Annotated in this window: 18 protein-coding genes; all 18 read left to right on the top strand. The window is 62.4% G+C overall.

Annotated elements, in window-relative coordinates:
- The first annotated feature begins 1 nt into the window (after position 1).
- The 18 genes from AC1RT6_RS04300 to AC1RT6_RS04385 all read left to right on the top strand — a co-directional run bounded on the left by AC1RT6_RS04300 (position 2) and on the right by AC1RT6_RS04385 (position 14,567).
- Complete coding sequence (locus AC1RT6_RS04300) at positions 2-277, top strand: hypothetical protein (RefSeq protein WP_472789654.1); 276 nt, start codon at positions 2-4, stop codon at positions 275-277.
- Positions 274-741, top strand: a complete 468-nt coding sequence (gene ssb / locus AC1RT6_RS04305; protein WP_472789652.1) for a single-stranded DNA-binding protein — start codon at positions 274-276, stop codon at positions 739-741. Before AC1RT6_RS04300 ends, ssb begins: the two co-directional genes overlap by 4 nt.
- A gap of 11 nt (positions 742-752) precedes the next feature.
- Complete coding sequence (locus AC1RT6_RS04310; protein ID WP_472789650.1) at positions 753-971, top strand: hypothetical protein; 219 nt, start codon at positions 753-755, stop codon at positions 969-971.
- Complete coding sequence (locus AC1RT6_RS04315) at positions 968-2,146, top strand: DUF7146 domain-containing protein (protein WP_472789648.1); 1,179 nt, start codon at positions 968-970, stop codon at positions 2,144-2,146. The genes AC1RT6_RS04310 and AC1RT6_RS04315 overlap by 4 nt, the downstream gene beginning before the upstream one ends.
- 20 nt (positions 2,147-2,166) lie before the next feature.
- Positions 2,167-2,520: a DUF4326 domain-containing protein gene (locus tag AC1RT6_RS04320; RefSeq protein WP_472791519.1), complete on the top strand. Its 354-nt coding sequence runs from the start codon at positions 2,167-2,169 to the stop codon at positions 2,518-2,520.
- Positions 2,517-4,655, top strand: a complete 2,139-nt coding sequence (locus AC1RT6_RS04325) for a DNA primase family protein (RefSeq protein ID WP_493029146.1) — start codon at positions 2,517-2,519, stop codon at positions 4,653-4,655. Before AC1RT6_RS04320 ends, AC1RT6_RS04325 begins: the two co-directional genes overlap by 4 nt.
- A gap of 343 nt (positions 4,656-4,998) precedes the next feature.
- On the top strand, positions 4,999-5,667 hold the full coding sequence (gene nusG / locus AC1RT6_RS04330; protein ID WP_472789644.1) for a transcription termination/antitermination protein NusG: 669 nt from the start codon (positions 4,999-5,001) through the stop codon (positions 5,665-5,667).
- A gap of 48 nt (positions 5,668-5,715) precedes the next feature.
- Positions 5,716-5,976 (top strand): hypothetical protein, encoded by a 261-nt coding sequence (locus tag AC1RT6_RS04335; RefSeq protein ID WP_472789642.1) that lies wholly within the window; start codon positions 5,716-5,718, stop codon positions 5,974-5,976.
- A complete protein-coding gene (locus tag AC1RT6_RS04340) occupies positions 5,976-6,533 on the top strand; it encodes a phage tail protein (protein WP_472789640.1) in 558 nt (185 codons plus the stop codon). Before AC1RT6_RS04335 ends, AC1RT6_RS04340 begins: the two co-directional genes overlap by 1 nt.
- A 142-nt stretch (positions 6,534-6,675) precedes the next feature.
- The gene (locus AC1RT6_RS04345) at positions 6,676-7,287 is read left to right on the top strand and encodes a hypothetical protein (protein ID WP_472789639.1); all 612 of its coding nucleotides are present in this window, start codon (positions 6,676-6,678) and stop codon (positions 7,285-7,287) included.
- Entirely contained in the window at positions 7,284-9,398 is a 2,115-nt protein-coding gene (locus tag AC1RT6_RS04350) for a terminase gpA endonuclease subunit (RefSeq protein WP_472789637.1), read from the top strand. Before AC1RT6_RS04345 ends, AC1RT6_RS04350 begins: the two co-directional genes overlap by 4 nt.
- Entirely contained in the window at positions 9,380-11,029 is a 1,650-nt protein-coding gene (locus AC1RT6_RS04355; RefSeq protein ID WP_472789635.1) for a phage portal protein, read from the top strand. Before AC1RT6_RS04350 ends, AC1RT6_RS04355 begins: the two co-directional genes overlap by 19 nt.
- Entirely contained in the window at positions 11,029-11,292 is a 264-nt protein-coding gene (locus tag AC1RT6_RS04360) for a hypothetical protein (protein WP_472789633.1), read from the top strand. The genes AC1RT6_RS04355 and AC1RT6_RS04360 overlap by 1 nt, the downstream gene beginning before the upstream one ends.
- Positions 11,293-11,300: 8 nt before the next feature.
- The gene (locus AC1RT6_RS04365; protein WP_472789631.1) at positions 11,301-12,221 is read left to right on the top strand and encodes a S49 family peptidase; all 921 of its coding nucleotides are present in this window, start codon (positions 11,301-11,303) and stop codon (positions 12,219-12,221) included.
- A 3-nt stretch (positions 12,222-12,224) separates the two neighbouring features.
- Positions 12,225-12,752, top strand: coding sequence for a hypothetical protein (locus tag AC1RT6_RS04370; protein ID WP_472789629.1), 528 nt, complete (start codon positions 12,225-12,227; stop codon positions 12,750-12,752).
- Between the two features lie 12 nt (positions 12,753-12,764).
- On the top strand, positions 12,765-13,145 hold the full coding sequence (locus tag AC1RT6_RS04375) for a head decoration protein (protein ID WP_472789627.1): 381 nt from the start codon (positions 12,765-12,767) through the stop codon (positions 13,143-13,145).
- Between the two features lie 60 nt (positions 13,146-13,205).
- Complete coding sequence (locus AC1RT6_RS04380; protein ID WP_493029151.1) at positions 13,206-14,219, top strand: major capsid protein; 1,014 nt, start codon at positions 13,206-13,208, stop codon at positions 14,217-14,219.
- 114 nt (positions 14,220-14,333) lie between these two features.
- On the top strand, positions 14,334-14,567 hold the full coding sequence (locus AC1RT6_RS04385; protein WP_472789623.1) for a hypothetical protein: 234 nt from the start codon (positions 14,334-14,336) through the stop codon (positions 14,565-14,567).
- Positions 14,568-14,579: the final 12 nt, after the last annotated feature.

Genomic DNA, 14,579 nt, shown 5'->3' on the forward strand with positions numbered 1-14,579 from the left:
CATGGCAGGGGAATCTCACGACGGCGTGGTGACGTTCCAGTCGCTCACGCTCGGCCGTGAAGCGGTGATGCTGGGCCGTGTCCAGGTCGGCGAAATCATGCCGACAGAGCGCGGACGGTTCAGCGCCTGCTTTCGCCTGTCATTGCCCGATGCCAGCGCCAGCAGCTGGCGACCGGCAGCGAACTTCGAGGCCGCGCGGCGGCTTGCCGTCATCAAGATCAACGACTGGCTCAACGCGGCCGATCTCAGGCCAAATGGACAGAGGACAAGCTCGTGAGCGGTATCAACAAAGCGATCATCCTCGGCAATGTCGGTCGCGATCCCGAGATTAGGCGCACTCAGGATGGCCGGCCGATCGCGAGTTTTTCGATTGCAACATCGGAAACCTGGCGCGACCGGGATACGGGCGAGCGCAAGGAGCGCACGCAGTGGCATAACATCGTTTGCTTCAATGAAGGCCTCTGCAAGGTCATCGAGCAATACGTTAAGAAGGGCTCGCGCGTCCTGGTCGAAGGCCAGATCGAAACTCGCAAGTGGACGCAGGACGGCGTCGATCGCTACACGACCGAGATCGTGTTGCGTTTCAACGCGACGCTCTCGCTCGAGGGTGGGCCAAACCGTTCCGCTCCGCCGCCGAATGATAATGCTGATCGCTCGGATGGTAAGCCGCTGCCGGAGCGAAATTCCGGCGGGATTTCGTCAGGTCGTAGGTCCGACATGGACGACGATATTCCGTTTTGAGGACTGCGGCTGTGAACCCTCCCGGGAAAACGACCCTGACGCGCATGCAGCGCACCGCGCTCCTCGAGGCCGAACGTCTTGAGATCGGCGAGGACGGCCGTGTGGCTGCAGGCATGATCAGCGCGCCGCGCGTGGAGATCGTCGATCGCCGCGACGACTTCGCGGGCATCGTTCGCTTGATCGATAAGATCATGTCCGATTCCACATTGCTGGAGCGGCTGTCGAAATGACGACCAAGTTCACGGCCGAGCAGCTCGAGGACATCAAGGCGCGCAATCCGGTGCGCGACATCGCCTCCGGCTATGTCGAGCTGCGGCGCGCCGGCGGGCGCCTGGTCGGGCCATGCCCGATCTGCGGCGGCCGCAAGACCTCGCAGCGCTTCGAGATCAAGGGCGATGACGGCTGGGTCTGCGCCGTGTGCGAGGATGGCGGCGACGTGATCTCGCTGATCGAGAAAGTCGAGGGAGTGGACTTCGCTGGCGCCGTGGAATGGCTCGGCGGTCGCCGCGCGATCGACAAACGGACCGCGGAACGGCTGACCGAGGAGCGCGAGGCCAAGCGCCTGGCGCGTGAGGCGCAATCCGAACGCTACCGCGAGAATGAGCGCAGGCGGTTATGGGCGAGATGGGAAGATGCATCGCCGATCCACGGCACGCACGTCGAAGCCTATCTCGCCGGCCGCGGTCTGCAGGTGCCGGCATCGTGCCCAGGCCTGCGCTACCAGCCACAAATGATCTACTGGCACGGCGAGACCATCGATTCCCACGGCCGAAGCTCGCCGCGCGCGTTGCATACGGGACCGGCGATGCTCGCCGCCTTCATTCGGGCCGATGGCCGGTTCGGCGGCTTGCATATAACCTGGCTCACGACGGATTCTCCACCGACGAAGGTTTCATTGATTGATCCTGAATCCGGGGAGATCCTTCCGGCGAAGAAGATGCGCGGCTCCAAGACCGGCGCGCACATCCTGATCGCGCCGGCCGCGACTGGCGCGATTGCGCGGCGCCTGATCGTCGGAGAGGGCATCGAGACGGTGCTGGCGGTGTGGACCGCACACGCGCTTGAGGGCCGGGATCTGACATCCACCGCATGCTGGGCCGCCGGCGATCTCGGCAACATGGCGGGCCGGGCGACCGAGACGGTGCCGCATCTTACTTTGAAGCGACCGGACGGCCGCGCACAACGCGTTCCCGGCCCGATGCCCGATCCAGACGATTCCGGCCTTGCGATCGCGGGCGACGTTGAAGAGCTCATTCTGCTCGGCGACGGCGACAGCGAACGCGTCCTGACGGACTACGCCATGGAGCGTGGCTGCCGCCGCTACGCTCGCCCAGGGCGCGCCATTCGTCCGGCGTTTGCGCCAGACGAGCAGGACTTCAACGATGTGCTGAGATCGGGGGAGTAAAAAGGTTGGCACCGGTCCGCATTCAGCTATCACGCCGCAAGGGCTTCGATCTTCAAGCCACTTCATTAGCGACTAACGGGCTGCGGGCCGTGAACGTCGCGCGGCCTGGCCCGCTCGGCAATCCGTTTATTGTTGGCAAGGATGGCAGCCGAGCCGATTGCGTGCATCTCTATCGGATGCTGGCCTCCGGTCATCTTGCCATATCCAGCCACGCCAGTGTCGAAAGCCAGCGCAGCGCGCTCACCTACATCTCCGAGAACTTGGAGACGCTGCGCAATCACAATGTCGCTTGCTGGTGTCCGCTCGACGCGTGTTGCCATGGCGACGTCGTTCTCGAGATCGCCAATCGGCGAACTGACGAGGAGAGGCAATGACCGCTGCGGCCGTTCTTGCCCTGATCGATTCCGCGCCGGTGTTTGATCCATCGCCGCTGGATCCCGCGGCTGAGGCGGCCGCCGTCCGCGCCTGGGGGCTGACAGAGCTGGACGCTGCGATCGCCAGCGTGCGCGAGGCCGAAGGCGATCTGCGCGGCGTGGTGCTCAAGGCGGCAAGCCAGCGGCTCGGCCGTGCAGTTACATCGGATGCCCTTGACGCCGATTTCGCGCGGGCTGCGCTCGAGGAGGCGGCTGGTTCGTGCGGGCTGATCCGCGATGACGGCTTGCGCGCGGTCCGGAAGACGATCGCGGCCGCGGTGAAGCTTGGACAGAAGCATCCGCATGATCTGCGCGACGTGCGGCGCGGAGCGCTTGCACGTCAAAGTCGGCCGCGACCAGCGGCCGTCCACATTCCTTCCTCCACTCCATCCGATTACCCGTCGCCACCGTTGTCGCCGGCCTCTGCCGCCGCGCCCCCCGCCGCAGGGGGCGAATCGGAATGCTCCCAAACGGGAGTGTCGCCGGATGCATCTGCTGCAGGGGGGCAGGGGGGCGACGGCGATATCGACGGCAACGCGCGCGGTGATGACGCCGATGATTTCAACCTGCGGCTTGCCTTCTACCCTCTCACCGATCTCGGAAATGCCGAGCGCTTCCGCGATCGCTGCCGCGGCAAATTGATCTGGAACGTCGCGCTGGGCTGGCTGGCCTGGGACGGGAAGCGATGGAGCCGCGACGGCGCCGACGATGTCGTCAAGATCGCGGAACATCAAACCGTGCGCGCAATCCAAGAGGAAGCCGAGGCGGTACGTAGCTCCGGCCTGCGCGAACAGGACGGCGGCGAACGCGGCGGCCGTGACTTCATCTTCGACGTCAAGAAAGATCAGCCTGTCTTCTACTCCGACAAGATCGCGAGCTGGGGCCGTGCATCCGAGTCGGTCAATAAGCTGGGGGCGCTTTCCAAGCGCGGCGCGCCCTATCTTGCGGTTTCAATCGATCGGCTCGACGCCGACAAGATGAAGATCAACGTCAACAACGGTACGCTGACCGTGCGCCGCTCGGCCGACGGCGGCGACTACGTTCAGTTCAGCCCGCACGACGCTGCCGACCTGATCACCAAGCTTGCACCGGTCGATTACGATCCGGCGGCACAATGCCCGGCCTACGATGCGTTTCTGGCGCGCGTGCAGCCGGACGTCGCCATGCGCCTATTCCTGCATCAGTGGGGTGGCCTGTCGCTAACCGGTGACGTCAGCGAACAAAAGCTGGCGTTCTTCTATGGCAAGGGATCGAACGGCAAATCGGTGCTGATCGACGCCTGGAGCCATGTCGCCGGCGACTATGGCGAGACCGTTCCGATTGAAACATTCCTCGATCAGGGCAAGGCACGCAATGCGGGGCAGGCCACGCCTGATCTTGCCATCCTGCCAGCGGTTCGGATGTTGCGAACATCCGAGCCGGAAAAGAATTCGAAACTCGCCGAAGCGCTGATCAAACTGGCGACCGGCGGCGAACCAATCCAGGCGCGGCATTTGAACCGCGACTTCTTCAAGTTCTATCCGCAGTTCAAGCTGACGATCTCGGGCAATTACCGGCCCTCGATCTCGGGTGCAGACGAAGGCATCTGGCGCCGCATGCAGCTCATTCCCTTCAACGTCACGATCCCGAAGGAGGAACGCGACGTTCACCTCGGCGATAAGCTGCGCCGCGAGGCCTCCGGCATTCTCAACCGGCTGCTCGATGGCTTGCGGTCCTGGTGCGACAAGGGTCTCGCGACACCAGACGCCGTCGCGGCGGCGACCGCCGATTATCGGTCGGCTTCCGATCCGCTCGGCCGGTTCCTGTCGGCGTGCATCACCGAAAGCCATGGAGATCGGGTTCAGTCGAGCGCGCTTTATGCGGTGTTTGAAGCCTGGTGCAAGGCCTCAGGCGAGGCGACTTGGAAGCAAAAAGGCTTCTCCATGGCGATGGAGGAGCGCGGCTTCAAGCGCAAACAGTCCGACGTGATGTGGTTTCTCGACATCAAACTGATCCGGTGCGTCGACGATTTTGTCGATCACAATGGTAACCCAAAGAACGTCGTCGACGCTGATGGCAAGAAAGGAGGGAGTGATCCCGGTGATATGGAGTTCTGATCCACCCGACCCTCCCAAAACGGGAGGATTTGATTCGCGGCTAACGCATTGATGTTGCGGCATTCGGGAGGGTTCGGGAGCTTTGGGAGCTTTTTCTACTACACATGCGCGCGTGCGTGCGCGCGCCCGCACGCGGAACGTAAACATAAATAATCCTCCCAACCCTCCCAATGGTCCCATTTGATTAAATAAACCCTTGGGAGACAGGGTTAAGTGAGATCGGGAGGATCATTCCGAGAGGCATAGGCACCCTCCCGGACCCTCCCGAAAGGGAAATGGTTCTCAATCGGAACCATTGTTTTGAACGGCCAGCAATCGAGGGGATCGAATGTTGGAGCTCGCGATGAACAAAGCGGACGCACTGCAATGGAAGGTCGGCGATATCGTTGGCGTGAAGGCGATGACCACGACGGCCTCGCCAGCGTCGGTGTGGCATATCGTCCAGGTTATGACGGGACGTGAACGGGCGATTGCCGAACTGCTGCATCGCCATGGGTTTGAAACATATTTCCCCCTGACGACAGTGATGAAGGTGGTGCCGCGTAAGCTGCTCTCAGCAAAACAGAGGCGAAGTTCGGCCCGCATTATGAGGCCAAAGACCGTGCCGTTGCTGCCTGGATATCTGCTGGTGTTGATGGATATGAAAGCTGATGATTGGCACCCGCTGTTTCGGCTGGTCGGTGTGCGGGGGATTTGGTGCGAAGGAAATCTGCCCGTAGCGATCCGTAAATCCGACTTGGATAATCTTCGTGGTCGCGAAGTAAATGGTGTGATTCCTGGCGACGTGACGATCGGCGCGCTGCTCTGCTGCAAGGTTGGTGACAACGTCCGCATCGCACGCGGACCGTTTGCATCCTTTCCGGCTGTCGTCGATCGATTGCCCGATGGATATCAACCCGGCACTCGGCTTGATGAGCTTGACGAATCGAAACGCGTGACGCTTCTTGTCAACGTCTTCGGTCGTTCGACCCCGGTTGATCTGCCTCTCGGCGAGTTCGAACCGATCAGATAGCGCGCAAGGCGCATCAGCCACCCCCGTAGCCACCCGGACTGCAGCGCTATGGAAAGCCCCGCCGATGAGCGGGGCTTTGTCGTTTCGAGCATAAGTTATCCGCCGAACGTTTTGTGGGTTGAGAAATTGGCTTGTGGTGGTTGCGGCGCGCGCGCCAAGGCGATCGGAGCTGGCGTCAAGGCGCTCGTCCGTGGCGATGTCAAAGCCGCGGCGTCGAGCGCGCGGTTTGTCGTGCAATCGGCCGGGGCCGATGCCGCTGCGTTCCGGGCCAAGGTCAGTGCAGCGCGCGCGAGGTTGGGAAAGCGCTAATGACGCTCTCGATCCGGTTCGATACCACGGCGATCGCCCGAACCAGCAATCTGTTTCATGCCGCGGGCAAGAACGCGCCGCTGGCTCTTATACGCGCGGTCAATCATACCGGCGACAAGGCCAGAACCCAGATGCGGCGGGTGCTGGTCGATCAAACCGGGCTGGCGATAAAGACCATCCGCAATGCGGTCAAGTCGAAACGCGCGTTCAACGGCGGCGCTTACGAGATCAAAGCGCGAGGCGGCGATGTCCGACTGATGTTCTTCAAGGCGCGCGAAACCCGCAAGGGTGTCAGCGCCGCGCCCTGGAACAAGCGGCAGGTGTATCCCCGGGCCTTCATGAAGGGTGGTCAATTCCCAAACCGGAGCGGGATGGTTGCCGGAGGCGCTGTCGTCAGACGAGTAGGCAAGGGTAGATATCCCTTGCATGGTGTGAAGTCGGGTCTGTTCATCCCGACCGAGATGATCTCAGGCTCATCGGAGGCGGCATTCTACGCCACGGTCGAAAGCCAGCTGCCCGACCGCATAGCGCATGAACTCTATCGCGTCCTGGGCTGACCGCGTCGCACAAAAAGGGACCGTATTTCCTTGCGCGGTGCAGTACGGCGCTAGTGCGGCCTGGGATTTCGCTAGTAGCTCAATTTGAAATCGGTACACGCGATCATGTGTTTCACACGTGTTCGCGCACGGATGACACGGAATGGATGACGGCGAGTGGATTTCGATCACGGATGCGGCAGCGCGGCTGAGCGCTGCCGGCGATCTCGTCGATCGTTCGACGCTGTCGCGCTATCTGAAGCAGCATGCGGAGGCGCTGCCGCTTCGGCACGCCGGCAAGTCGAACCTTGTTGAGTTCGGCGCCCTGGCGGCGCACCGCGCCGAGAACGTGCGACTTCGGAAAACAGCGCCGCTGCTATCGTCGTCATCGGCGCCCGGTCAGCCGCGCCGCTTTGCTGGAACGCAATCGGACGGCGCGGCACGCAAGGCGCAAGCCGATGCCGAGATGCGCGAGATGGATCTCGCCGAGCGGCGCGGCGAGTTGACCTTGGTTACCGAGGTCGACAAGGGCGCGCGCGATGCCGTCGCCTTAATGCAGAGCGCGTTTGACCGTGCGATCGACAGCGAAGCCGCCGCCGCCTCGGTCAAGTATGGTTGGGACGAGCGGATCGCCCGGTTGGTTCTCAAAGGTTTCGCCCGAAAAGGCACTGAGGTGTTTCATCGCGAGATGCTGCAGAAGCTGGACGACATCGACCGCGCCGAGCTCGCAGCCCAACACGGTGACAACGAACCGGTTGAGGCGGCGCTGCAATGAGCTTTCACGATCCGCGGCTACGCTTTCCGCTATTGCCGACCGGCGCGAAGGTGTTGTTCGGCGGCTTCGCCGCTGCGACCAGACCAACTGAGGATCTGACCATCAGCGAATGGGCGGATCGCAATCGTATGGTATCAGCGGAATCGGGCTCTCCCTGGCCAGGAGAGTTTCGCACCTCCCGCGTGCCGTATCTTCGCGAACCGCAGGATTGCCTGCATCCCGATCACCCAGCCCGCCGCGTCACCTCGCGCTGGGCCGCGCAGCTCGGCAAGTCGACCGCCATCGAGAACTGGTTCGGCTTCATCGTCGATCGTGCGCCCGGCACCATGATGATCGTGCTGCCGACCCTTGAGGAGGCCACAAAGTTCAATCGGGTCAAACTTGATCCGACAATCGACGCATCGACCAAATGGAAGCACAAGGTCGCGCCGGTCAACAGCCGCGACGAAAAAGCCTCGACGACGGCGTACAAGCGATACGCGGGCGGTTTCTGCGTCATCGTCAATGCAGGCTCTTCCAAGGGGCTGCAGATGGTCTCGATCAAGTACCTCGCGATGGACGAGGTGACCGGCTATCCACGCGATGTCGATGGTCGCGGTAGTCCGCGCGACCAGGCGCGCGCGCGACAGAAGGCTTACGGCGATCTCGCCAAGGAATGGCAGGGCTCGACGCCCGGACTCGCCGGCGAATGCGCGATCACCGCTGATTTCGAGAATGGCGACCAGCGCTTCTTTTATGTGCCGTGTCCTCATTGTCGCGCGTTCCAGCCATTGGACTTCGAGCAGGTGCGCCCCGCCGATGACGCTGAAAAGCTCCCGGTACACATGCGATGCCTCTCTTGTGACGGAGTCGTTCTCGACGGCCACAAGCATGACATGCTCGCCGATGGCGTATGGATTGCTCGGCGGGTCAGGGAAGATGCCGAGCCCGTGCCAGATGTTATAAAACCCGCCGATCTTGATCGTTGGCGGTGCCCGCCTTGCGAGGGCCGCTGCAGCGAATGGCAGCCCAGCTATCACCTGTGGGCGGGCTACGCGCCGCGGGAGCGGTTTGCCGATATCTGGGTCCGTTGGGAGGAAGCGCAGGGCGACACCACGAAGTCGCGGGTGTTCTATCAGCAGGATCTGGCCGAACCGTACGATCCCAGCGGCGTCGCGGTTGAGTGGGAGAGGATTGTCGAGGCCGTGCGCAAGCAGCCTTATCCGCGAGGAAAGGTTCCTGTTGGCGCCGGTCTCATCGTCTCCGCGGCAGATGTGCAGAGTTACGGCATCAAGTGGGCTGTCTATGCGATCGGTCCCCGCGGCCAGCGCTGGCTGATTGATCGCGAGATATTCGTAGGCGCACCCGATCAGGTCGACGACGCATGGATTGCGCTGGCTGATGCGCTCGGCCGCAAGTATGAGGCCGCCGGCGGCGCGCAGGTCGGTATTGATCTCTCGGGTGTCGACTCGGGCTTCGCGACCGATCGCGTCTATCGCTTTTGCGCCAAGCGGCCCAACGTTTACGCTCTGGATGGTCGACACAAGGCGGGCCTGCCCTGGCTTGGCACGCCAGTGAAGAAGGATATTCGCGATCAGCGCAAGCGCATCATCGCGAAGGTGCTGCTCTATCCGGTCGGCAATTACGATGTGAAAACTGAAGTCGTTGCCGGCCTCGCGAACCTGGTCGAAGGGCCGGACAAGGCCGGACGCTGGCCGCGCAACACGCTGCACCTGACGCCGGAGCTCTGCGACGAAGAATTTGCCAAGGAAATGACGGCGGAGCGACTTGTCGATCCTGACGAGGAGGCCCGCACCACGATTAGCCGTCGTGCCCGGAACCTGATCCGGCCCAATGCGCCGCGCGAATGGAAGCGGATCATCGGTCGCGTGAACGACTGGTTTGACGCCACAGTCTACGCCTTCGCGCTGGCATGGCACCTGGAGCACAAGCGTCGTCTAAACGAGGCGCGCTGGGCCGACCTCTTGCTGCTCGTTCACGGTCGTGCGCCGGAGCCAGATTTGTTCGAAGCCGCGGCGGGCCCATTTGAGCGGCAGCGGACCATGGCATCGGCCGCCGAACGCGAGCAACGCAAAGCGACGCGGCGCAGTAAATGGAAGCATCGAAAGTGAAGCTGCTTGACCGCATACGGGGTCGCGTCGTCGCTCCGACCGGAGAGACGCGGCCGCCGCGTGCTCGGGCCGGATATCTTCGCGATACCAAGTCGCGGGTCATCTCAATGCGCGCCGCGCCGCTGCGCGATCATCGCGATGACGTTCGTAGGGCCTGGCGCCGCGCCGCCGGATTAGCCATGGAGTTGATTCAGAACTCCGGACGGCTACGTGGTGCTGCCGATCAGGTCATCGCGGACACCGTCGGCGTCGAGCTGGTGCTGAATCCGCAACCCGATTTGTCTGGGCTTGGTTACAGAGCGGAAGACGCGGCCGCGCTGGTGCGCACCATCAAGCGACGCTGGAAGCGCTTTGCCTGGTCGCCGCGCGAATGTGATCTACGCGGTAAGTTTACTCTGCCGCAGATGATCGATATCGCACTGCGTTGGGACATGGCCTACGGCGAGGCGCTGGGCGTCATGAGTTACATGAGCCCGGCGCAGCGGCGGCAATACGGTATCGTGGCCGGCACCAAGCTATGCATGGTGACTCCGACCAAGCTGGTGCAGGACACCAGCGATATTGAGGGACTATTTCAGGGTGTGATTCATGATCCGAACGGTCGCCCTGTCGCCTACCGGATTCAGGAAAAGGAATCCGGAATTACCGTGAAGCGCGACTATCGGGCCTATGATCGCACCGGCCGCCAGCTTGTGACGCATGTGTTCGATCCGATGGATGCCGGCGATGTGCGCGGCATCAGTCGCCTTGCATCGGCCTTTCGCCAGCACATCCAGCATGAGCTGCTGGTCGACACCACGATCCAGACGGCCATCATGCAGACCGTGTTCGCGGCGGTGCTGACCAGTAAGACGCCATCGAAGGAAGCGTTCGAAGCCATCACTGCAATGAGCGACGATACGCCGGCCGGGCCGGGTTCGGACTCTCCGCTGTCTTACGCCGATGAGTATCGCGACTACTTCCTCGGCGTGCTCGATCGCGCCGCCGAAAGCGAGATCGCAATCAGCGACGCGCCGCAGGTCTCGCATCTAGCGCCGGATGAGAAGCTGGAACTGCTGTCAACGCAGACCCCGGGACCGCAATTCCTGCCGGTCAGCCGCGAATTGTCGCGCGACATGGCGCGGGCGATCGGCATCACCTTCGGCGGCCTGACCATGAACCACGAGAATGCCACCTATTCGTCGGTCCGCATGGAAAACTCCTCGATCTGGCCGGTTGTCACGCGCCGCCGCGAGCGCATCGCCGCTCCGCCTTGCCAGGCGCTCTATGAAAACTGGCTCGATGAGGAAGTCGGCGAAGGGCGGATTCAGGTCAGGGGCGGGTACGAGGTCTTCGCGGCCAACCGCGACCGGTTGACCTGGGCGCTCTGGCAGGGTCCGGCGAAGCCGAGCGCCGACGATTTCAAGAGCGCGAAGGGCTCCAGCGAGCGGCTGTTCAACGGCACCACTACGCTGGCCGATGAATGCGCAGAGTTGGGCAAGGATCCGGACGAGGTGTTCGAGCAGCGCCAGCGCGAGCACAAGCGCTACATCGATGCCGGCTTGCCTTCGCCGTTCATTCGTAATCCGGCATCGGCCAAGGATGAGACCTCCGATGACGAGCAGGTCAAGCGCCGCCGCGAGGACGCCTGATGCCGACCATGGTTCTGATCGATGGGATATCAGTCGATATCGACGATCCGTGCGCGATCGCGACGGCCCTGCGCGTCGCCGAACTTAAGATCGCCACCAGTGGCGGCGTCGTCATGACGCGCTTTGACGACAACCATGAGGTTCGCTGGGGCCGCGCGAACCTCGACCGGCTGGCGACGGTGCGCGCTCAATATGAGCGGGCTTGCGCCGCCAAGTCCGGTCAGCAGTCGCGCTTCGCGAAGCGGTTGCGCTTCGTGCGTTAGGAACGATCATGTCGCTCGCCCATGAACGCCTCTGCAATATGCTGTTCGAGCAGCCGCATCTATATCATCCGCGCAAGGCCGAGACCTTTGTCCGGATGCTCGGGCCGAAGCTGACCGGCTTCAACGTCACCGTCCTTAATGGCAAGGGGGGAGTCGATCACGTCGCCTTCGCCAACGGTCGCCCTTCGGCGGGTGTCATCGGCGACCGCCTAGGTCGCGGCTATGATCGGGCGGGCGTCGCGCCATTCGATATGGTGGAGGGCGTTGCGATCATCCCGATCGAAGGCACGCTGGTGCAGAAGGGCGGGTGGATCGGCAGTAGCTCCGGCGAAACATCCTATCAAGGCCTCCAGACGCAGATCGCACGGGCACATCGGCCCGACGTGAAGGGTGTGGTTTACGAGATCGATTCCTTTGGCGGCATGGTCAACGGCGTGTTCGAGACCGCGGCCGCCATGCGGGCGCTCTCGGCCGTCAAGCCGACCATCGCCATCCTGACCGATTTCGCGTTTTCAGCAGCATACCTGCTCGCCAGCCAGGCGCGGCAGATCGTAATGCCGGAATTTGGTGGCGCCGGATCGATCGGCGCCGTGATGCTTCATGCCGATTTCAGCGGCAACCTTGAGCAGGACGGCATCAAGGTCACCTTCATTCAGTCCGGTGCGCACAAGACGGATGGCAACCCCTACGAAGCGTTGCCCGCAGGCTTACTCCAGCGTTGGCAGGCGCAGGTGGATGCGATCCGCGATCGCTTCGCTGAACAGGTTGGCAAAGGTCGCGGCAAGCGCATGACCAAGGCGCAGGCATTGAACACCGAGGCAAAGTTCTACGCATCGGCGGATGCGCTTGATCTTGGCCTCGTTGACGCGATCGGGCCGGGGCAGGAGGCTTTTGCGGCCTTCATCAAGGAAGTCAACCGGAGATCCTGACCAATGGTCAAAAGCCTTTTGGCCGCCGTTCACAACGCTGTTGTGGGCGCGGTCGATGACGCTCGCGAGGAGAGCGAAACCGGCGCCGCGGCGCTCAACGTAACCAAGAAGGAAGGCACGATGTCGAAAGACAACCAGCCAGCCGGCGGCGATCCCAATCAAGCCGGTATTTCGCAGGCCACGCACGATGCCGCAGTCGCCGCCGCTCGCGCGGATGGCAAAGCCGAAGGCGAAAAAGCCGCGACCGAACGGTTCAACGCTGCGCTCGGCGCCGAGGGCATCAAGGGCGACGCTGGCCGGATGGCTGCGGCGCTCGACCTCGCCGTCAAGTCGCCGGCGATGGCGGGTGCGGATGTCGCCGCGTTCGTCGTCGCCAATGTTGCGGCGTCAACCGCGTCGACGACGGCTGCGACTTATTCGGCGCAGCGCGTCGAAGCCGCGGGCTTGGCCCAGCCAGGCGCAGCCGCCCCGGCGAAGAAGGCAACCATCGACACGAATGGCATTTATGCCGCGCGTCGCAAACAGTCTTAGGAGGGCTGATCCATGGATAACAAGACTGAAGGCCCGCGCGATCTTGAGTTCGTTTTATCGGAAGGCAACGGCAAAATTTCCCGCGAGGTCGTCACCATCAAGTCCGGTGCCGGAAAGCTGGTTGCTGGCACTGTGCTCGGCGCCATCACGAGCGGCGGCAAATATGTCATCTCGGCCAATGCGGAAGTGAGTGGCTCCGAAGGCGCAGAAACTGCCAAGGCTGTGCTGGCTTACGGCGTCGATGCCACCAGTGCCGACGTTCAGGCTGTCGTCATCCGTCGTTTCGCCGAGGTGAAAAAATTGCTGCTGGTGTACGACGCAACCGTCAACGACGCCGGCAAGATTGCAACCAAGCTCAGCCAGCTCGCCGCGCAGAACATCATCGCCCGGTAGAGTGGGCAAAACCTCATCGCCCGTTAAAGGGCAAAACATTATCGCCCGGAGGAGGGCCACATGCCTCAAGTTGTCGACGTTTGGGATGGTGACGGCTTCACCATCGAATCGCTTACTGCGGCGATCAACAATGAGCCGTACCGTCCAGGTCAGGTCTCGGCGAGCGGTCTATTCGAAGAAGATGGCGTCACCACCACGCGTATCTCCATCGAAGAGCGCAACGGCAAATTGTCACTGGTCGAGCCAAGCCCGCGCGGCGGCCCTGGTGAAACGACCGGCGGCGATGATCGCAAGCTGGTGCCATTTGATATCCAGCACTATCAGCGGGACGATGCCGTGCTGGCCGATGAGGTGCAGAATGTCCGCGCCTTTGGAACCGGCGATCAGCTCGAAACGATTCAGGATCGCGTCGAGCGCAAAGGCATGCGTCACGCGCAGGATTTGACCATGACGCTGGAGCACCAGCGGGTTGGCGCGATCAAGGGAATCGTTACCTCGAAGAGTGGCGCCACCTTGCACGATCTCTACAATCGGTTCGGATTGTCGGTCCCGAGCGCCGTGTCGCTCGAGCTCGATGTCGATACCACGATTGTCGCGAGCCTGTTTCAGGACGTTGTCTATTCGATCGAAGATTCTCTCGATGAGCCTTATTCCGGAATCCACGTCTTCACGGGGCGCTCCTTCCATAAGGCGCTCTGGACCCACAAGTCGGTGCGTGAGACGTTCCTTTACAACGGTGGTGCGTCAGTGCTTCGGCAGGATGTGCCGGATACCTTTGAGTTCGGTGGCGCCACATGGGAGCGCTACAGGACCGGCGCAAAGGCAACGACCGATCTCGGCGCACCCTACATCGCGGACACCGAGGCCCGCGTCGTCGTCAAAGGCGTGCCGGACCTCTTCATCACCCGGTTTGCGCCGGCCGACTACGAGGAGACGGTCAACACGCTCGGGTTGCCCTTTTATATGAAGCAGTATCCCAAGCCGAATGGAAAGGGCCGCGAAATCGAGGTGCAAATGAATTCGATTTCGCTCTGCACCAAGCCCGGTACGCTGCGCAAGCTTACCCTGACCTGATCCCTGCAACGCAGCCGATCGCGGTCTCGCCCTCGCAGGGCGAGGTCCGCGCGGCTTGGCTGCGGCGAGCGCCTTGCGGGCGTTCCCCAGAGTCAAACCCGAAAGGAGCCGGCAATGGCAAAATCCGACACGATAACGATTGCATTTCCTCACGGCGGCATCCTTCCGCGCGATGTGACGGGCGGAGATGAGCAATCTGTCAGCCCTCATGAGCCCGTCGAAGTTCCGCGTGCTTATGGCGAGCACCTGATTGCCGATCGCTTTGCGTATTCGGTAAATCCGAAGCCCGCAAAGGCTCATCATCATTCGGCCGATGGCCAGTCCGGCAAGTCCGCAGCGAATAAGTGAGCGGACTAGACT

This window comes from Nitrobacter sp. MLSD-S21 (assembly GCF_058809865.1).

Coding starts and splice junctions, on each gene's coding strand:
- AC1RT6_RS04300 (WP_472789654.1), top strand. CDS start 2: ATGGCAGGGGAATCTCACGACGGCGTGGTGACGTTCCAGTCGCTCACG.
- AC1RT6_RS04315 (WP_472789648.1), top strand. CDS start 968: ATGACGACCAAGTTCACGGCCGAGCAGCTCGAGGACATCAAGGCGCGC.
- AC1RT6_RS04325 (WP_493029146.1), top strand. CDS start 2,517: ATGACCGCTGCGGCCGTTCTTGCCCTGATCGATTCCGCGCCGGTGTTT.
- nusG (WP_472789644.1), top strand. CDS start 4,999: ATGAACAAAGCGGACGCACTGCAATGGAAGGTCGGCGATATCGTTGGC.
- AC1RT6_RS04335 (WP_472789642.1), top strand. CDS start 5,716: ATGGAAAGCCCCGCCGATGAGCGGGGCTTTGTCGTTTCGAGCATAAGT.
- AC1RT6_RS04340 (WP_472789640.1), top strand. CDS start 5,976: ATGACGCTCTCGATCCGGTTCGATACCACGGCGATCGCCCGAACCAGC.
- AC1RT6_RS04345 (WP_472789639.1), top strand. CDS start 6,676: ATGGATGACGGCGAGTGGATTTCGATCACGGATGCGGCAGCGCGGCTG.
- AC1RT6_RS04350 (WP_472789637.1), top strand. CDS start 7,284: ATGAGCTTTCACGATCCGCGGCTACGCTTTCCGCTATTGCCGACCGGC.
- AC1RT6_RS04355 (WP_472789635.1), top strand. CDS start 9,380: ATGGAAGCATCGAAAGTGAAGCTGCTTGACCGCATACGGGGTCGCGTC.
- AC1RT6_RS04360 (WP_472789633.1), top strand. CDS start 11,029: ATGCCGACCATGGTTCTGATCGATGGGATATCAGTCGATATCGACGAT.
- AC1RT6_RS04365 (WP_472789631.1), top strand. CDS start 11,301: ATGTCGCTCGCCCATGAACGCCTCTGCAATATGCTGTTCGAGCAGCCG.
- AC1RT6_RS04370 (WP_472789629.1), top strand. CDS start 12,225: ATGGTCAAAAGCCTTTTGGCCGCCGTTCACAACGCTGTTGTGGGCGCG.
- AC1RT6_RS04375 (WP_472789627.1), top strand. CDS start 12,765: ATGGATAACAAGACTGAAGGCCCGCGCGATCTTGAGTTCGTTTTATCG.
- AC1RT6_RS04380 (WP_493029151.1), top strand. CDS start 13,206: ATGCCTCAAGTTGTCGACGTTTGGGATGGTGACGGCTTCACCATCGAA.
- AC1RT6_RS04385 (WP_472789623.1), top strand. CDS start 14,334: ATGGCAAAATCCGACACGATAACGATTGCATTTCCTCACGGCGGCATC.